This is a genomic window from Kitasatospora sp. NPDC058063 (genome assembly GCF_042885395.1).
Taxonomy (GTDB): domain Bacteria; phylum Actinomycetota; class Actinomycetes; order Streptomycetales; family Streptomycetaceae; genus Kitasatospora; species Kitasatospora lactacystinica.
Map to the genome: position 1 here is coordinate 57,931 of NZ_JBHVSD010000024.1, position 16,630 is coordinate 74,560.

General features: G+C 74.5%; 15 protein-coding genes. 8 read left to right on the plus strand and 7 right to left on the minus strand.

Features of this window, described 5'->3' with window-relative positions; translation table 11 throughout:
* The first annotated feature begins 104 nt into the window (after positions 1–104).
* A complete protein-coding gene (locus ACFVUY_RS33005) occupies positions 105–1,088 on the plus strand; it encodes a GlxA family transcriptional regulator (protein WP_387735951.1) in 984 nt (327 codons plus the stop codon).
* A gap of 403 nt (positions 1,089–1,491) precedes the next feature.
* Here ACFVUY_RS33005 and ACFVUY_RS33010 read toward each other — a convergent pair whose 3' ends face one another.
* Positions 1,492–1,965 (minus strand): ATP-binding protein, encoded by a 474-nt coding sequence (locus tag ACFVUY_RS33010; protein WP_387735954.1) that lies wholly within the window; start codon positions 1,963–1,965, stop codon positions 1,492–1,494.
* A gap of 643 nt (positions 1,966–2,608) precedes the next feature.
* On the opposite strand from ACFVUY_RS33010, the gene ACFVUY_RS33015 reads away from it, so the two are divergent.
* The gene (locus ACFVUY_RS33015) at positions 2,609–3,175 is read left to right on the plus strand and encodes a sigma-70 family RNA polymerase sigma factor (protein WP_387691531.1); all 567 of its coding nucleotides are present in this window, start codon (positions 2,609–2,611) and stop codon (positions 3,173–3,175) included.
* Positions 3,172–4,377 carry a zf-HC2 domain-containing protein gene (locus ACFVUY_RS33020; protein WP_387735956.1) on the plus strand — a complete coding sequence of 402 codons (1,206 nt, stop codon included), beginning with the start codon at positions 3,172–3,174 and terminating at the stop codon, positions 4,375–4,377. Before ACFVUY_RS33015 ends, ACFVUY_RS33020 begins: the two co-directional genes overlap by 4 nt.
* A 75-nt stretch (positions 4,378–4,452) precedes the next feature.
* Here the strand turns inward: ACFVUY_RS33020 and purU are convergent, their stop codons facing one another.
* Together purU and ACFVUY_RS33030 are read right to left on the minus strand one after the other, a co-directional pair.
* Complete coding sequence (gene purU, locus ACFVUY_RS33025; protein ID WP_387735959.1) at positions 4,453–5,319, minus strand: formyltetrahydrofolate deformylase; 867 nt, start codon at positions 5,317–5,319, stop codon at positions 4,453–4,455.
* A gap of 110 nt (positions 5,320–5,429) precedes the next feature.
* Entirely contained in the window at positions 5,430–5,864 is a 435-nt protein-coding gene (locus ACFVUY_RS33030) for a hypothetical protein (protein WP_387691537.1), read from the minus strand.
* A gap of 255 nt (positions 5,865–6,119) precedes the next feature.
* Here ACFVUY_RS33030 and ACFVUY_RS33035 point away from each other — a divergent pair, with 255 nt between their 5' ends.
* Entirely contained in the window at positions 6,120–7,421 is a 1,302-nt protein-coding gene (locus tag ACFVUY_RS33035) for an ABC transporter substrate-binding protein (protein WP_380538391.1), read from the plus strand.
* Between the two features lie 108 nt (positions 7,422–7,529).
* Here ACFVUY_RS33035 and ACFVUY_RS33040 read toward each other — a convergent pair whose 3' ends face one another.
* Together ACFVUY_RS33040 and ACFVUY_RS33045 are read right to left on the minus strand one after the other, a co-directional pair.
* Positions 7,530–8,762: a hypothetical protein gene (locus ACFVUY_RS33040; protein ID WP_387735962.1), complete on the minus strand. Its 1,233-nt coding sequence runs from the start codon at positions 8,760–8,762 to the stop codon at positions 7,530–7,532.
* Positions 8,763–9,011: 249 nt separating this feature from the next.
* The gene (locus tag ACFVUY_RS33045) at positions 9,012–10,388 is read right to left on the minus strand and encodes a transcriptional regulator (protein ID WP_359902173.1); all 1,377 of its coding nucleotides are present in this window, start codon (positions 10,386–10,388) and stop codon (positions 9,012–9,014) included.
* A gap of 306 nt (positions 10,389–10,694) precedes the next feature.
* Between ACFVUY_RS33045 and ACFVUY_RS33050 the strand changes: the two genes are divergently transcribed.
* Complete coding sequence (locus ACFVUY_RS33050) at positions 10,695–11,408, plus strand: bifunctional DNA primase/polymerase (RefSeq protein ID WP_387691542.1); 714 nt, start codon at positions 10,695–10,697, stop codon at positions 11,406–11,408.
* A 404-nt stretch (positions 11,409–11,812) separates the two neighbouring features.
* On the opposite strand, the gene ACFVUY_RS33055 is transcribed toward ACFVUY_RS33050, so the two are convergent.
* Positions 11,813–12,505, minus strand: coding sequence for a metal-dependent transcriptional regulator (locus tag ACFVUY_RS33055; RefSeq protein ID WP_049649967.1), 693 nt, complete (start codon positions 12,503–12,505; stop codon positions 11,813–11,815).
* A gap of 221 nt (positions 12,506–12,726) precedes the next feature.
* On the opposite strand from ACFVUY_RS33055, the gene ACFVUY_RS33060 reads away from it, so the two are divergent.
* The 3 genes from ACFVUY_RS33060 (at position 12,727) to ACFVUY_RS33070 (ending at position 15,626) form a co-directional block, all read left to right on the plus strand.
* Positions 12,727–13,491: a sugar isomerase domain-containing protein gene (locus ACFVUY_RS33060; protein WP_387691663.1), complete on the plus strand. Its 765-nt coding sequence runs from the start codon at positions 12,727–12,729 to the stop codon at positions 13,489–13,491.
* A 297-nt stretch (positions 13,492–13,788) separates the two neighbouring features.
* A complete protein-coding gene (locus ACFVUY_RS33065; RefSeq protein WP_387691545.1) occupies positions 13,789–14,706 on the plus strand; it encodes a DUF4231 domain-containing protein in 918 nt (305 codons plus the stop codon).
* A gap of 23 nt (positions 14,707–14,729) precedes the next feature.
* Positions 14,730–15,626, plus strand: coding sequence for an alpha/beta fold hydrolase (locus tag ACFVUY_RS33070; protein ID WP_359902164.1), 897 nt, complete (start codon positions 14,730–14,732; stop codon positions 15,624–15,626).
* On the opposite strand, the gene ACFVUY_RS33075 is transcribed toward ACFVUY_RS33070, so the two are convergent.
* Positions 15,597–16,559 (minus strand): D-glycerate dehydrogenase, encoded by a 963-nt coding sequence (locus ACFVUY_RS33075; RefSeq protein ID WP_359902161.1) that lies wholly within the window; start codon positions 16,557–16,559, stop codon positions 15,597–15,599. The two genes, ACFVUY_RS33070 and ACFVUY_RS33075, sit on opposite strands and share 30 nt — an antisense overlap.
* Positions 16,560–16,630: the final 71 nt, after the last annotated feature.

The following is a 16,630-nucleotide window of genomic DNA, read 5'->3' on the forward strand; positions in this document are numbered from 1 at the left end:
GGCCGCCCGGGGCCGGACGAGTGGCCTGAATGACAGCTTTCGCAAGATTCGGGCCATGGCCCGCTGTAGCCTGGCCCGGACCCACCGACGCCCGAGGGGACGGCATGGCACACCTGGTCGCGGTACTCGCCCTGGAGGGCGTGATCGCCTTCGAACTCGGCATCCCCGCCCGCATCTTCGGCGGCGCCAAGGACCCGGCCGGACGGCCGCTGTACGAAGTGGCCACCTGCACCCTGGACGGACGGCCGGTCACCACCAGCGCCGACTTCCGGGTCATGGTCGACCACGGGCCCGAACTGCTGGAACGGGCGGACACCGTACTGATCCCGGCCTCCGCCGACTCCGCTCCGGCCGTCGCCGACGCCTGCTTCACCCCGCCCCTGGCCGCCGCGCTGGCCCGGATCCGGCCCGGCACCCGGCTGATGTCGATCTGCACCGGCTCCTTCATCCTGGCCGCCGCCGGCCTGCTGGACGGCCGCCCGGCCACCACCCACTGGCGCTACACCGAGCGCTTCGCCCGGCTGTTCCCCAAGGTGCGGCTGGACCCCGACGTGCTCTACACCGACGACGGCGACATCCTCACCTCCGGCGGGGTGGCCGCCGGGGTGGACCTGTGCCTGCACGTGGTGCGCCGCGACCACGGCAGCGCGGTGGCCAACGCAGTGGCCCGCAACTGCCTGGTACCGCCGTGGCGCGAGGGCGGGCAGAAGCAGTACGTGGAGGCCCCGAGCCCGGTGGACTCCGGCGGCAGCGGCACCGCCGCGGTGCGCGCCTGGGCGCTGGAGCACCTGGACCGGCCACTGGCGCTGCGGCAGCTCGCCGACCGGGCGGGGATGAGCGTACGGACCTTCACCCGGCGCTTCCGCGAGGAGACCGGCGCCAGCCCCGGCCAGTGGATCACCACCCAGCGCACCGAGCGGGCCCGCCAGTTGCTGGAACGGACCGATCTGACGATCGACCAGGTCGCCCGGGAGTCCGGTTTCGGCACCGCCGCCTCGCTGCGACTTCAGCTGCGCGGCCGGCTCGACGTCGCACCGAGCGCCTACCGGCGCACCTTCCGCTCCGTCCCGGAAGACCGCGCCTCCTGAGCGCGGCCCGGCGACCGCCCGACCGGTGGCCGGATCCCGTCGCGCGCCGGCGGCGGATCGGATGGCGGCAGGCCGCGCCCACCCCGAGCACGGTACGGCAGGCCGCCATCCAACCCCGGCGCGCGAGCCCTGATCCCGCGCCACACCCTCCGCACTCGCCGAGGAGCGGCCCGTGACCGGCCGTCCGCGGTCCGCCCTGCCGGCACGAATCCCCTGGACAGCGGCACCGCGGCGGTGGACGGACATCCCCTCGGCGTCCCCTCGCGACGGAGCGCCGCACCCAAGCGTGATCAGTCGGATACGTCACGTCAATGGGTAGTCCGAAATTCGGAATGGTTGCGTCACCTTTCGGCCGGTGATCGGCACCGTGATCGGCACGGTCCGACGGCCGCCGCGAAAGCCGCTATTGCGCCAAAGCCGCCCAGTCGACGTCGACCAGCGGATCCGCGGGACGGGCGTCGCTGCCGATCTCGCACCAGACCCGCTTGCCCGAGTCCTCCGGGTACCAGCCCCAGCGCTCGCAGAGCAGTTCGACCAGCTCCAGGCCGCGTCCGTTGGTCGCGTCCTCGTCCGCGCCCGCGTGCCGCGGCGTCGGCGCGGCCCGGCTCGCGTCGGCGACCTCCACCCGCAGCGGGGCGGCCGGTCCGCCCTCCTGCGGGCCGTCGGCCACCGGCAGACAGAGCCTCAGCACGGCCGGACAGCCCGTGTGCACCACGGCGTTGGTCACCAGCTCCGAGACCACCAGCACCACCGTCTCGGCCATCGGCGCGTCCGGGTCCACCCCGTGGTTCAGCAGCCGCGAGCGCACCCATCGACGGGCCCGGCCGACCTCGGCGGGGTCAGCCTGCACCGCCAGCTGTACCTGAAGAACCTGCACCGCTCCACCACCCGCACTCGCAGTTCGGCCATAGTCCCGATCGGGCCGGATCGGCCGGCGGGCCCTCGCACGTCGCCCGGCGCCACCCGAGCCGTGCCCGGGCGCCCGCCCGGTCTGTCCGTCCGCGCCCGCTCGCCCGCGCCGTCTCGTCGGTCGGGCACCCGGCCGCGACACGAATACGCCTCAGGATGGGCGGGGGGACGGACCGCAGCAAGCGCTTCGGGCATATTCCGGCGATCGGGCGACAGCGCGGTGCATACTGTCCCGCTCACTCTCGCGAGGCTCGTACCGGTGATCGTCCGACCCGGCCGACCCGCTGGTCCCGCAGTCGGGAACCTACCGCCGTGCGCCCCGCGCACCCCGCCCGCCACTCACGAACCACCCGTGCGACATATGTCCGACGGCTCTCGAACGGTGGCATCGGCGGACGGGTCCCACCGGCCGACCGTCGTACCGTCCGACGATCCGGCCCGGGCGAGGGGCCCAGAGGGACCCGGCGAGGGATCCGGGCCGGGAGGCACATCCATGAGGAGGGGTGATCCGCCAGGAACGGTTCCGTTCTTGCCGCAATCGCCCCCGGCGCCGCCCGGCCGCAAGATACCGTTGGGTAAGCCAGCGACCCCGGTCAGGAGGGTGGTTCCCGATGGCCACCCCGGAGCGGACCCCGCGCTGGGACGAGCAGTTGCAGCGCCGCCTCGCCCGCGGCGAGGAGACGGCGCTCGGCGAACTCTACGACCAGCTCGCACCGATGGTGCACGGCCTGGCCGGACGGATACTCGCCGACCGGGCCGCCGCCACCCAGCTCACCCGGGAGGTCTTCGCCCACGTCTGGGAGCACCCCGAGGACTTCGACCCCGACCGGGGCACCCTGCGCTCCTGGCTCGGCGCGCTGACCCACCACCGCGCGGTCGAACGGCTGCGGGCCCGGCGGGCCGCCGAACTCGCACCGGGCGCGGAGGCCGAGATCCGCGCCGTGGCCACCGCCGCGAGGATGCAGTACGTGGTCGACTCCCTGCCCCAACCCCTGCGTGAGACCATCGCGGTGACCTACTACGACGGCCGCACCTACCGCGAGACGGCCCGACTGCTCGGCATCAGCGAGCAGGCCGCCAAGCAGCGGATGCGGCTCGGTCTGGAGCTGCTGGCCACCGAACTGGCCGACGAACGCGCCCGCCAGGACGGCACCGGGGACGGGAACGGGGAGACGTGAGCAGCACTGAGGAGCGGCACGACGCCCTGCGCTCGATGCTCGGCGCGTGGGCCCTCGGCGCCTGCCCGGCCCGCGAGGCCGCCGAGTTGGAGCAGCACCTGCGCGACTGCCGGGAGTGCGCCGAGGAGGCGGCCCGGCTGCGCGAGGCGGCCGACTGGCTCTCCCTGGACGAGCCGCTGGACCAGCCCGGCTCGCTGCGCCAGCAGGTGCTCGACTGGTGCCTGGCCCGTCGGCCGGCCCAACTGCCCGTCCCCGCCTGGGGCATGCCGTACACGGCGGAGACCGCCAAGCTCGACGCGCTGCTGCGCGACCTCGGCCCGGAGGAGTGGCAGGAGGTGGCGGAACTGCCGTGGCACGGCGGCACCGAGCGGCTGCGCCCGGCGGAGGTGCTGGGCCACCTGACCGCGGTGGACGGCTTCCTGGCGCTGGCACTCGGCCTGCCCGACCCGGTGCCGGCCGCTCCGGGCCCACCCGCCGCACCGGCCGGGCGGCGGGTGCCCCCGCAGGAGCCGGCCGCCGGACCGTCCGTGCCGCGCGTCCCGCCGCAGGGCGGCCGGTACGCCGGGGTCACCGCGCGCACCGCCCGGCTGATCGCCGACCAGGCCGGCCTGGCGCCGCAGTCGGTGCGCTCCCGCTGGCGGCGGCAGGCCCACGACCTGGTGCGCAGCGCCGCGCTCGTGCCGCAGGGCAACACCCCGGTCGACTACGGCTTCGCGGTGCTGCCGCTGCGCGACGCCTTCGTGGACCGCGCCTTCGAGTGCTTCGTGCACGGCGAGGACGTGGCCCGGGCGGTCGCCTACCCGTACGACCCGCCGACGCCGCAGCACCTGCGGCAGATGGTGGAGCTGGTGGTCCGGCTGCTCCCCCGGGCGCTGGCCGGGCTGCGCGCGGCCCGGCCCGAGCACGCCGGGGCGCCGGGTGCGCCGGAGGGCGGGGCCCGGACGGCCCGGCGGGTGCGGCTGATGGTCGACGGCCCGGCGGGCGGCGAGTGGCTGATCGCCCTGGACGGCGACGGCGCGGCCGTCGGCAGCGGCGGCCCGCCCGGCGGGGAGCCGGTGGCGTCGATGGTGCTGGACGGCCTGGAGCTGTGCCAGCTGGCCGCCGCGCACCGCGACCCGGACCGGCTGCCGGTCGGCGAGCACGGCGACCGGGCCGCGGTCCGCGAGGTGCTGCACGCGCTCCCGCTGCTCTCCCGGCCGTAGCGGCCCGCCGTCCGCGCGAACGCCTACGCAAAACGCCCGCGCGGAGCGGTCACGCGAAACGCCTGCGCGGACCGGTCACGCGAAGACGACCGTACGGGTCCCGTCCAGCAGCACCCGGTGCTCGCTGTGCCACTTCACCGCGCGCGCCAGCGCCTGGCACTCGACGTCCCGGCCGAGCGCGACCAGCTGGTCGGGGCTGACGTCGTGGGTGACCCGGGCCACCTCCTGCTCGATGATCGGGCCCTCGTCCAGGTCGGCGGTGACGTAGTGCGCGGTGGCGCCGATCAGCTTCACGCCGCGCGCGTGCGCCTGGTGGTACGGCTTGGCGCCCTTGAAGCTCGGCAGGAAGGAGTGGTGGATGTTGATCACCCGGCCGGACAGTTCGGTGCACAGCCGGTCGGAGAGCACCTGCATGTAGCGGGCCAGCACGACCAGTTCGACGTTCTCCTCGGCGACCAGGTCGAGCAGCCGCTGCTCGGCCTCGGCCTTGGTGTCCTTGGTGACCGGGATGTGGTGGAACGGGATGCCGTAGCTCTCGGTCAGGTCCCGCAGGTCGGTGTGGTTGGAGACGACCGCGGCGATCTCCACCGGCAGGGCGCCGATCCGGGTGCGGTAGAGCAGGTCGTTCAGGCAGTGCCCGAACTTGCTGACCATGAGCACGATCCGCATCCGCTGCTCGGTCGGGTGGATCTGCCAGTCCATCCCGAAGGAAGCGCCGATCGCGGAGAAGCTGGCCCGCAGCTTGTCGGCGGTGACGGGCTCGGGGGCGGAGAAGTGCACCCGCATGAAGAAGAGCCCGCTGTCACCGTCCCCGAACTGCTGGCTGTCGATGATGTTGCAGCCGGTCATGAAGAGGTAGCTGGAGACAGCGTGGACGATGCCCTGCTTGTCGGGGCAGGACAGCGTGAGGACGTACTGGGCGCTGACCGGCTGCTGTTCCACTGGGAGTATCCCGTTCTGAGGTCGTGACGTGCGTGGATGGTCCAGCGTGTCACATCCCGGACACCCGCCGCCCCGCTGCCCGTACTGCGGGACGGCGGCGGTCCGGCGGGTCAGAGCTTGGTGAGGATGCGCAGCACGTCCAGCGACTTGGGCGACGCGTCCGGGTCGTCCCCGTCGCCCGAGGCCAGCACGACGTGCGCCTCGCGGGCGGCCCGGACGGTCTCCGGCCAGCCGGGGTGGCCGAGGTAGGCGGAGGCCGGCGCGTCCGCACCGACCTCGTGCAGCATCTGCACGGCCCGCAGCACCGCGACGTCCACCAGCGCGGCCTCGGCGGAGTCGCGGAGGATCGTCCCGATGTACTTCTCGGCCGACCAGCGGTCCAGCCAGGTGTCCTCGACGAGGCGGTAGACGGCGTCGGTCACGTCGCCGTACCCCTCCCGGCCGGTCAGCCAGGTCTCCTGCTGGAAAGCGGGGTCGGACAGCATGTGCAGCGCCGAGCGCAGTCGGGCTCGCCAGCGCCACCAGGGCAGGTCGTTGAGCGGCATGCCGCCCATCGTGCTGGAGCGGTGCCCCGGACGAGAAGGGTTTCGGGCGGACCGATACGAAGAATCTGTGCTGGCGGACATGGTGAACGATCGTACGTTCCCCGTCTGTTCGTGCTCCACTCGCGATCTACACGCGTACCACTCCGGATTTCGGCGGCCGTTCGCCATCCGTTCGCATTTCGGCCCTCTCGGCTTGTGACGCCGGGGCTTGGCTTGCTCCGGTGCGCCGGAGTGCGCCCCAGAGAGGGAATAGCGATGACCAGCCGAAGGGACTCCTTCCAGGCCCGTCCCCCGATCGTGCGGCGCCGCCGCCGACGCCCGATCGCAGCCGCCGCCACCGCCGCGGCCCTGCTCCCCACCCTCTTCTCGGCCTCCGCGTGCGGCGGACCGGCCGATGCCTCGACCACCGGCGACGACCTGACCGTGATGACCTGGGCCCCGGCCGGCACGGGCTCCGCCGACCGCCCGGGCATGACGGCGCTCGCCTCCGCCATCGGCCAGGACGTCAACGCCAAGGGCGGCGTGAACGGCCACCGGCTGCGCGTGATCACCTGCAACGAGCACAACACCGCGGACGGCGCCCGCGCCTGTGCCCAGCAGGCGGTGGACGCCAAGGTGGTCGCCGTGATCGGCTCCTACAGCCAGTGGGGCGAGGCGTTCATGCCGGTGCTGGAGCGCGCCGGCATCCCGCTGATCGGCGGCTACGGGCTCTCCCAGCCGGAGTTCTCCAGCCCGCTGTCCTACCCGGTGGACGGCGGCATGCCGGCGCTGATCGCGGGCAACGGCCGCCAGCTGGTGGACGCCGGCTGCCGGACCGTCTCCCTGGTCCGCCCGGACACCCCGGCCGGCGACAACCTGCTCGGCTACCTGGGCACCGCCCTGCGGCCGGCCGGGATCAGGCTGACGGACGTCAAGGCGCCCGAGCAGTCCTCCGACTACACCCCGGTGATCCGCAAGGCGATCGGCAAGGACGAGCCGGGCAACTGCATCACCAGCGCCCTGGCCGCCGAGCCGACCGGCAACCTGCTGGACTCCTACCGGCGGCTGAACGCGAAGAACACCCGGATCGCCTCGGTGATCGGCAGCGTCCAGCAGTCGGTGGTGGACTCCACCGGCGGCGACTCCGGCCCGCTCGGCGGCGCCTACGTCACCAGCTGGTACCCGCCGGAGTCGGCGAAGATCTGGGACGGGCTGCGCGCGGTGGTGCGCACCGACACCACCGGCGGGCACCCCATCGACGTCTCCGACCCGGGCGTGCAGACCACCTGGGTCGCGTACGAGGTGTTCCGGACGGCGGTGCAGAAGCTGGCGGAGGGCGGCCGGACGGTCACCCCGAAGACGGTCTCCTCGCTGCTGGACAGCGGGGAGGGCATCGACGTCGGGATCACCCCGCCGCTCAACTGGGGCACCACCAACATGCTGCCCAGCGGCGGGTCGCCGCGGCTGGTGAACACCTGGGTCACCTACCAGGTGGTCAAGAACGGCCGGATGACCCTGCAGCAGCCGGGCTTCGTGGACATCCGCTGGGCGCTCACCGGGGGCCGTCCGCCGGCCTGACGCGGGCTGACCAGGGCGAGAGAGGGGGACGGGCCTTTGCGGCCCGTCCCCCCTCGTTCACCGGCCACCGTCGTTCACGGACCGGCGTCCCCCGTCGACCGCCGTCGCTCAGAGGTCGCCGTCGCTCCGGTTGGGCAGTCCGGTCTGGGCGGCGATCGCGTTCCAGAGCGTGGCGGACTGCTTCTTCGCGGTGGTCGCGGTGCCGCTCGCCTGGACGGCGTTCTTGTAGTGCTGGTTGTCCTGCTTCTTCGCGTCGCAGGAGCCCTGCGCGTCCTGCGCCCAGAGCGCGTACTCGTCGTCGGCCTGGGCCGAGGCCGTCCAGGCCGCGTTGAGCTGGTCGACCAGCTGCTGACCGCCGGGCAGCTTGTCGGCCTTCAGCTGGCCGAGCTTGCTCTGGAGCTCGCGCCGCTTGCCGGCCGCGGCCGTCAGCGCCTGCTGGGACTCGGGCAGCTTGTCGCACTTCTGCACCGAGGCGACCGCGGAGACCACCGAGCTGCGGCTGTCGCTCGCGGTGCCCAGCAGGTCCGACAGCGGCTGCGCCTGGGCCTTGACCTCCGGGTCGACGGCCGCGCCGGAGCCGCTCGCGCTCGGCGCACCGGGGGTGGTGGTGGCGCCGGCGGTGGCGGCCGCCGGGGTGGTCTTCCCGTCGTCCTTGGTCTCGTCGCCGCCGCTCATCAGGACGGCGACCAGGATGCCGGCCGCCGCGCAGCCCGCCACCACGCCGCCGATGATCAGCTTGTTGGACGAACGTCCGCCGCGTCCCGAGCCGCCCGCCCGGGTCGCGTCGTGCCCCTGGTCGTACCCCTGGCCGTAGTCCTGCCCCTGCTCCGGGGCGTAGCCCTGGTGGTGGTCCTGGGCCGGGTAGGCCGGCTGCGGCTGGGCGGCCGGCGGATAGGCCTGGTACCCCGGCGCGGGCTGCGGCTGCGGGTAACCGGGCTGGGCCTGCGCCGCCGGGTAGCCGGCCGCCTGCGGGTCGCCGGCGGGGTACGGCGGCAGGTACTGGGTCTCCGGAGCCGGATCGGGCTGCGGGGCACCGTACCCGGGCTGCGGCGCGCCCCACGGGGCCCCCTGCCCCGGCATCGGCCGGCCCGGCAGCGAGTGCCCGGGCATCGACTGGCCCGGCGCCGGCTGCGCGGGCATCGCCTGGGTCGGCAGCGCGTGCGCGCCCTCGCCGAGGTACTCCGGCTGCCCGGACGGCTGTCCCACCGGCGGCACGGCCGAGTGGCCCTGCGGCTGGCCCGGCTGCCCCTGCGGCTGGCCCTGCGGCTGGCCGGGCTCGGGGCGGAACAGGTCGTCCAGGTTGAAGTCACCGGAGTTCGGGTACGAGCGGCGCTGACTCAACGCGATTCCTCACCTGTGCAGGACCGCGCACTGACGGCGGACCACATCTCGTCGGTTCTTGGGAGCATCACAGTTCCTTGGACGTCGCGCCCACGCTACCGGTTCGCCTCACCGGGTGACCACGTGGGCGGGACATCCATCACGCTCCCTGCACAGACGATCCGCGACCGCCCAGGGCCCGGGCCGCCCCCGGGCCCGAGGCGCGGAGGCGGGCCCGCGCCCGGGACACGGAGACCGGCCCGGCGTCCGCTAGGCCGCCTCGGCGTCCGCGCGGGCGTGGAACTCCCGGACCACCCGCTGCTCCCGGTAGGGCTCCAGCCGGCGCCGGAACTCGTCCAGGTACTCCACGCCCCGGTTGGACCGCAGCCCGCTCAGCAGCCGGACCGCCTGGGCGCCCGTCTCGCAGGCGCGTTCCAGGTCCCGCTGCTGGAGCTGGGCGGTGGCCAGCAGGACGAGGTCCACCGCACGGCGCCGGACCCGGGTCGGCGGGTGCAGGTCGAGCGCCCGGCGGGCGTAGTGCTCGGCCTGGCCGGCCTGCTCCAGGTCCCGGTGGCAGTGGGCCAACTCGTCGGCGAGGTAGGCGTCGTCGAAGTGGGCGATCCAGTCCGGGTCGTCCTCCGGGCGGCGCCGCTCCATCATCTCCAGGGCCCTGGCCGACACCGTCTCGCAGGAGCGGGCGTCGCCGAGCAGGGCGTGGCCGCGGGCCTCGGCGGCGTAGAACATCGCCATCGCCGTCGGGGTGGCCACCGAGCGGGCGCCCTCCTGGGCGGCGCGGGCGAGTTGGGCGATCTCCCGCGGGTTGCCGAGGGTCGCCGCCAGGTGGCTCATCGAGGCGGCCAGCACGTAGCCGCCGTAGCCGCGGTCGTCGGCGGCCTGGGCCAGCCGCAGCGCCTGGATGTAGTAGCGCTGGGCGAGGCCGGGCTGCCCGGTGTCCACCGCCATGTAGCCGGCCAGTTCGGTCAACCGGGCCACGGCGGCGAAGAGTTGGCGACCGGTCTCCTCCCGGTAGGCGCCGCCGAGCAGGCCGGAGACCACCGAGTTGAGGTAGTGCACCACCACCGGGCGCACATGGCCGCTGCCGAAGCGGTGGTCCAGGTCGACCAGCATCGTGGTGGTCGCCCTGATCGCGGCCACGTCGGTCGGGCCGACCCGGGGGCCGCCGGCCCGCGCCACCACCGGGTCCGGCGGGGTGATCAGCCAGTCCCGGCTGGGTTCCACCAGCGCGGAGGCGGCGACCGTCGCGCCGGTCAGGAAGTCCCGCCGGCCGACGTCACTGCGCCAGAGCTCGCAGACCTGCTCCAGGGCGGCACCGATGGTCGGCGCGAACTGGAGCCCGATGCCGGAGCTCAGGTTCTTGCCGTCCGCCATGCCGATCTCCTCGACCGACACGCTGCGGCCGAGCTTGCGGCCCAGGGCCTCGGCGATCACGGCCGGCGCCTGCCCGCGCGGCTGCTGCCCGCGCAGCCAGCGGGCCACGGAGGTCTTGTCGTACCGAAGGTCCAGCCCGTGCTCGGCGCCGCAGAGGTTGACCCTCCGGGCCAGGCCGGCGTTGGAGCAGCTGGCCTCCTGGATCAGTTGCTGCAGACGCTCGTTGGGCTGTCGTGCGACGAGTGGTCTCGCGGCCATTGGGCTTCGCCTCCCCACACCCTCCGGTCCCGGCCGGCGGGCGACGATTCTGCTGATCTGTTGCCGACTGTCCGACCGTCCAAGGAATCTGACACCAGGTTAGCGATCAGCAACGCCAGCGGGATACCCACGGTGACGAACCGCACCCCCCTTGCGCCCTGGGAAATGCTCCTGTGCGCCCCCACTGCGCCTGCCCTCGGCCCCACCAACTCGGTCGACTAACCGGAACGGGTGACATTGCCGGGATGCACCCAACCGGGCGCCATCGGGCCGTAACCAGCCTCACACACGGTAGTTGAGTACCCCGTGGAAGACATCCCCGACGCCTCGGACCGGAACGAGAAGGCCGCTCCACCCCCCTTGCTCGTCGAAGCCGTCGGCTACGCCGAGAACCGCCACTGGGAGGTGGCCCCGGGCGCCTGGCTGATCGACGACGGCGGCGGCGGTGTCCGCTGCTCCTGCGGGGACCACCGCTGCACGCTGCCGGGCGCCCACCCGCTGGACGCGGACTGGGCGCGGACGGCGAGCGCCGGCCCCGGCGCGGTGCGGAGCTGGTGGACCGACCGGCCCCGGGCGTCGATCCTGCTGCCCACCGGGCGCTCGTTCGACGTGCTGGACGTCCCGGAGACGGCCGGCTGCCTGGCGCTCGCCCGGATGGAGCGGATGGACCTCCAGCTCGGCCCGGTCGTGGTCCAGCCCGCCGCGCCCGGGCGGATCGGGCGGCGACTGCACTTCCTGGCACTGCCCGGGGCCGCGGCCAGGCTCCCGGAGATGCTCCGCCGGCTCGGCCGGCCGCCGGGCCGGCTGGACCTGGTCGCCCGGGGCGAGGGGGACTGGACGGTCGCCCCGCCGTCCCGGATCGGCTCCCTCGGGTACGCCCAGTGGGCCCGCTCCCCCTCCGCGCTCAACCGCTGGCTGCCGGACGCCGCCGAGCTGATCGGCCCGCTGGCCTACGCCTGCGCCCGCGAGACGCCCTCGGGCCGCGCCGCCCGGGCCGCCCGGCCGACGCCGGTGGGCTGAGTTCCGCCGGTTCCGCCCGGCCCCTCGAACGGCCGCCCTCCGCCGATCGGGTGAGGGTGCGCACCGCGCGACACAACGCGCGCGAGTGACGGGCCTTGTCCCCCACCGGGGACGGGGCCCGTCATACGCATGTCCGGATAAGGCTTCCGTGTACCCGCTGGTCAACGGGAGAAGCCCCTCGTACGAGTGACGGCACTCAAGGATTGCCATGATCGGCCGAGGGGAGGAATTGCGGTGTGTGGGGACGCCGGCAGGGGCGCTCGGACGGGGAAGCCGGGCGGCGGCGACGGAGGGGAAGCGGGAGGGAAAAGGAGGGGACGGGGAGGGGCGGGAGGGAACGGGGAGGCGAGCGGGCCCGCTGCATGGAGAGCAGCGGGCCCGCTCGACTGTTCGCGTCCGGCGCCTCAGGCCTGGGCGACGAAGACGTGCTGGGCGATGTCCTTGCCCAGCTCCGCCGCGTTGTCGCCGGTGCCGACCAGCACGCCGCCGACGCCGGCGCTCACCTTGACCGTGGAGCCCGGCCGGACACCGGCCCGGCGCAGGGTGCTCATCAGCGCGCTGTCGGTCTGGATCGGCTCGCCGATCCGGCGGACCACCACGTCGGCCCCGGCCTCGCCCGGCTTGACGGTGTCCAGCGGGACGAGCCCGGCGTCGAAGCCCTCGCCCTCGGCCTTGGTGTCGCCCAGCTCGTCCAGGCCCGGGATCGGGTTCCCGTACGGCGACTGGGTGGGGTGGCCGAGCATGGCGAGCACCTTGCGCTCGACCGTCTCGCTCATCACGTGCTCCCAGCGGCAGGCCTCCTCGTGCACCTGCTCCCACTCCAGGCCGATCACGTCGACGAGCAGGCACTCGGCGATGCGGTGCTTGCGCATGACGCGCACCGCGAGCCGGCGGCCCTCCTCGGTCAGTTCGAGGTGGCGGTCCCCGGCGACCTGGAGCAGCCCGTCGCGCTCCATCCGGCCGACCGTCTGGCTGACCGTGGGGCCGCTCTGTTCCAGGCGCTCCGCGATCCGGGCACGCATCGGGACGATGCCCTCCTCCTCCAGCTCCAGGATGGTGCGAAGGTACATCTCAGTGGTGTCGATCAGCCCAGACATCGCCGCTGGCTCCGTTCTTCGGTGTCCTCACCGCCAATTCTGACGTACCGGACCGACAACCGGGCCCGCCCCGGGGCTCCGGAGGCCCGTTTTGTTCCTGTTGACAACGATGCCACCGGGGCGCGACCGTGCTCGCCGAAGCTTTCTCCACCGGCGGTCTGGACCACCCGGACCACCCCACCCGGCCGGAATCCCCCACCGGCAGAGAGCGAAGGCAGCAGATGAACGACCTGGTCGGCCGGTACTTCGACGCCGCGATCTCCCACCTCCAGCGGGTCCGCGAGGAGGAGGCCGACACCATCGAGGCCGCCGCCGCGCTGCTGGCGGAGGCGATGACCGAGGGTCGCCGGGTCTTCACCTTCGGTGCCGGGCACTCCGCGCTGCCGGCCCAGGACGTGGTCTACCGGGCCGGCGGACTGGTCCCGGTGAACCTGCTGAACGTGCCCGGGACCGCCGGGGTGACCGTGATGCCCGCGCCGCTGTCCAGCGCGCTGGAGCGGGTCTCCGGGCTGGCCACCGCCACCCTGGACCTGACCCCGGCGACCGCCGGGGACCTGCTGTTCGTGATCTCGCTCTCCGGCCGCCAGGTGATGCCGGTCGAGCTGGCCCGCTACGCCCGGGACCGCGGCCTCAAGGTGGTCGGCGTGACCTCGCTGGCGTACCCGCGGGAGGTGCCCTCGGCGCACCCGACCGGCACCTACCTGAAGGACCACTGCGACGTGGTGCTGGACAGCAAGATCGCGGTCGGCGACGGCGAGCTGACCCACCCGGGCGCCGAGACCACCTTCGGCCCGGTCTCCACCATCGTGACCAGCGCGCTGATGCAGGCCGTGGTCGCCTCCGCGGTCGGCCGGCTGGCCGACCGGGCGGCCGCCGGGGAGTGCCCCGCGCCGCCGCTGTTCCGCTCCGGCAACGTCCCGGGCGGCACCGAGTGGAACGCCGAGCAGATGGCCGAGAACACCGAGCGGGTCTTCTACACCTACTGAGCGGCACCCGCCGGGCCGCACCCGCCGGCCGCGCGCACCGGCCCGCACTCCGCCCGGCCGCACCGGCAGGTCGCCCGCGCACATCCGCCGACCGGTGCGCGCCCCCGCCACCTCCCGCACGCTGGGTACCGGCATGAACACGGGGAGTACCGGACAACCACCGGGGCTTCCCGGCCACATCCGGCCGCCCCGGCCGTCACCAGGCGTACCGGCGAGTCCCCCGGGGCAGGAGAGCGGTGCGACCGGAGCGACTGGTGGGGGCCGAACATGGCGTCTGTTGCGGGACGGACCGGGTGGGTGCGTGAGCGGGACCTGCTGCCCGAGTTCTTCTGGGCCGCCGACTCCGCGTCGCTGCGCGGGCAGCGGCGCTCGGTGCTGCTCTCCGCCTGGGAACTGGTCCTGCTGGTGGTCGCCGCGGCGACCGGCTCGGCCGACGGCGAGCCCTGGGCCTGGCCCGCGGCGGCCGCCTACCTCGGCGCGATCGTGCTGGCGGTGGTGATCAGCCGGCAGAACCCGCAGGGCCTCTGGTACGAGGGGCGGGCGGCCGCCGAGTCGGTGAAGACGCTGGCCTGGAAGTACGCCGTCCGGGCCGACGCCTACCAGCCCCCGCCGCGCGCCCTGCCGGACGCCGAGGGCCTGTACCGCTTCCAGCTCTCCGGGGTGCTCGGCGCGTTCCGGGACAGCCCGGTGGCCGTCCCGGACGCCGGGGTGGAGATCACCCCGGCCATGCACGACCTGCGCGGCCAGCCGCTGGCGGTGCGCCGCGAGGTGTACCTGGCCGAGCGGATCCAGCTGCAGCACGACTGGTACCGCGCCAAGGCCCGCTACTGCGCCCGCGCCGGGCACTGGGCCGGGGTGCTGGGCGTGCTGCTGCCGGCGCTCGGCCTGGTGCTCGCCCTGCTGCGGGCGCTCGGCGCGTTCAGCTACGACGCGCTGGGCACGGTCTCGGCGGTGGCCGCCTCGGTCGCCGCCTGGGCGCAGCTGCGCCAGTACCGGCCGCTGGCCGCCGCGTACGCCCTGGCCGCCGAGGAGCTGGCGCAGATCCAGCGCCAGCTCGCCCAGCTGGACCTGGAGTCGATGGAGGCCGAGGAGATCTGGGCCCGCCTGGCCCGGGACGCCGAGGACGCGATCTCCCGCGAGCACACCACCTGGCAGGCCCGCCGGGAGGTACGCACCACCACCGACCGGGAGCACGCAACCGACCCGGAGCACTGAGGAGGCCGCAGGTGTCGTTACGGATGATCAAAACGGCGGACGACCGCGCGCTCGCCGTCGAGTCCCTCGGCGACCCGCGCGGCCGTCCGGTGTTCCTGCTGCACGGCATGCCCGGCAGCCGGGTCGGCCCGCACCCGCGCAGCACCGTGCTGTACCGGCTGGGCGTGCGGCTGATCTCGTACGACCGGCCGGGCTACGGCGACTCGACCCGGCTGTTCGGCCGCCGGGTGAGCGCCGCGGCCGCGGACGTGCGGACCATCGCGGACGAGTTCGGGCTGGACAGCTTCGCGGTGCTCGGCCGCTCCGGCGGCGGCCCGCACGCGCTGGCCTGCGCGGCGCTGCTGCCGGGGCGGGTCAGCCGGGCGGCGGTGCTGGTCGGCCTCGCGCCGCGCAACGCGGCCGGCCTGGACTGGTACGCGGGGATGACGCCGTCCAACGTCCGCGCCTACCAGGAGGCCGAGCGCGGGCACGGCCGGATCGCCGACGCGATGGAGTTCCGCTCCCGGCAGATCAAGGACGACCCGGTCCGGCTGCTGAACGGGCTGCGCACCGAACTCTCCGCCGCCGACCGGGAGGTGGTGGCCGACAGCGGACTGCGGCGGATGCTCCAGAGCAACTACCGGGAGGCGTTCCGGCACGGCGCCGACGGCTGGATCGACGACGTGCTGGCCTTCACCGCCGACTGGGGGTTCGAGGTCGGGTCGGTCCGGGTGCCGACCTGGCTCTGGCACGGCGCGGACGACCAGTTCTCGCCGGTCGACCACTCCCGCTGGCTGGCCGACCACATCCCGGACGCCGAACTGTTCCTGGAGCCCGGCGCCGCGCACTTCGGGGCGTTCCGGGTGATGACCACCGCGCTGGCCTGGGCCGCGGGCTGGGGCGGCCCGGGCTCAGACCTCCACCGGCGTCAGGGGCGCTGAGCCGCCGAGCACCGCCAGCACGTTGTCCACCGCCAGGCCGCCCATCGCCTGCCGGGTGCGGACGGTGGCGCTGCCCAGGTGCGGGGCGAGCACCGCGCGCTCCTGGGCGAGCAGCGCGGACGGGACGGCCGGCTCGTGCTCGAAGTTGTCCACGGCGGCGGCGAACAGCGCGCCGGACTCCAGCGCGGCGGCCAGCGCCTCCTCGTCCACCACGCCCGCGGTCATGCTGACCACCACCGCGCCGCGCGGCAGCAGGGCGAGGCGGCGGGCGTCCAGCAGGTGCCGGGTCCCCTCGGTGAACGGGCAGGTGACGACCAGCACGGTGGAGGTGGCGAGCAGGTCCTCCAGCGGCTTCCAGTCGGCGCCCTCGGCCTGACCGGTCGGCAGTTCGCGGCGGTTGTGGTAGCTGACCGGCATGTCGAAGGCGCGGGCCCGGCGGGCCACCGCCCGGCCGATCCGGCCCATGCCGAGCACGCCCAGCGGGGTGCCGGCCAGCTCCAGGCCGAGCAGGAAGTTCGGCGCCCAGGTCCAGGACGCGCCGGAGCGCAGCAGCCGTTCGCCCTCGCCGAGCCGGCGGGTGGCGGCCAGCAGCAGTGCCCAGGCCATGTCGGCGGTGGCGGTGGTGAGCACGCCCGGGGTGTTGGTGACCAGGACGCCGCGTTCGGCGCAGGCGGCCACGTCCACGTTGTGGTAGCCGACGGCGTGGTTGGCGACGACGGCCAGCTGCGGGCCGGCCGCGTCGAGGAACCCGGCGTCCACCCGGTCGTCCAGGGTGGTGATCACGGCCCGCCGGCCGCGGACGGCGTCCAGCAGCGCGGCCCGGTCCATCGCCAGGTCGGAGTCGTGGCAGGTGGCGGCGTGGTGCGCGGTGAGCCGTTCGACGACGCCGGGGGCGAGGCGCCGGGTGACCAGGACCGGGGGCGGGGTGCTCATGGTCAGGGAGCGTACCCCCGGTCCGGCGGCGCACCCTCGTCCGGCCGCGCGCCCCTGGTTCGGGTGCGCGG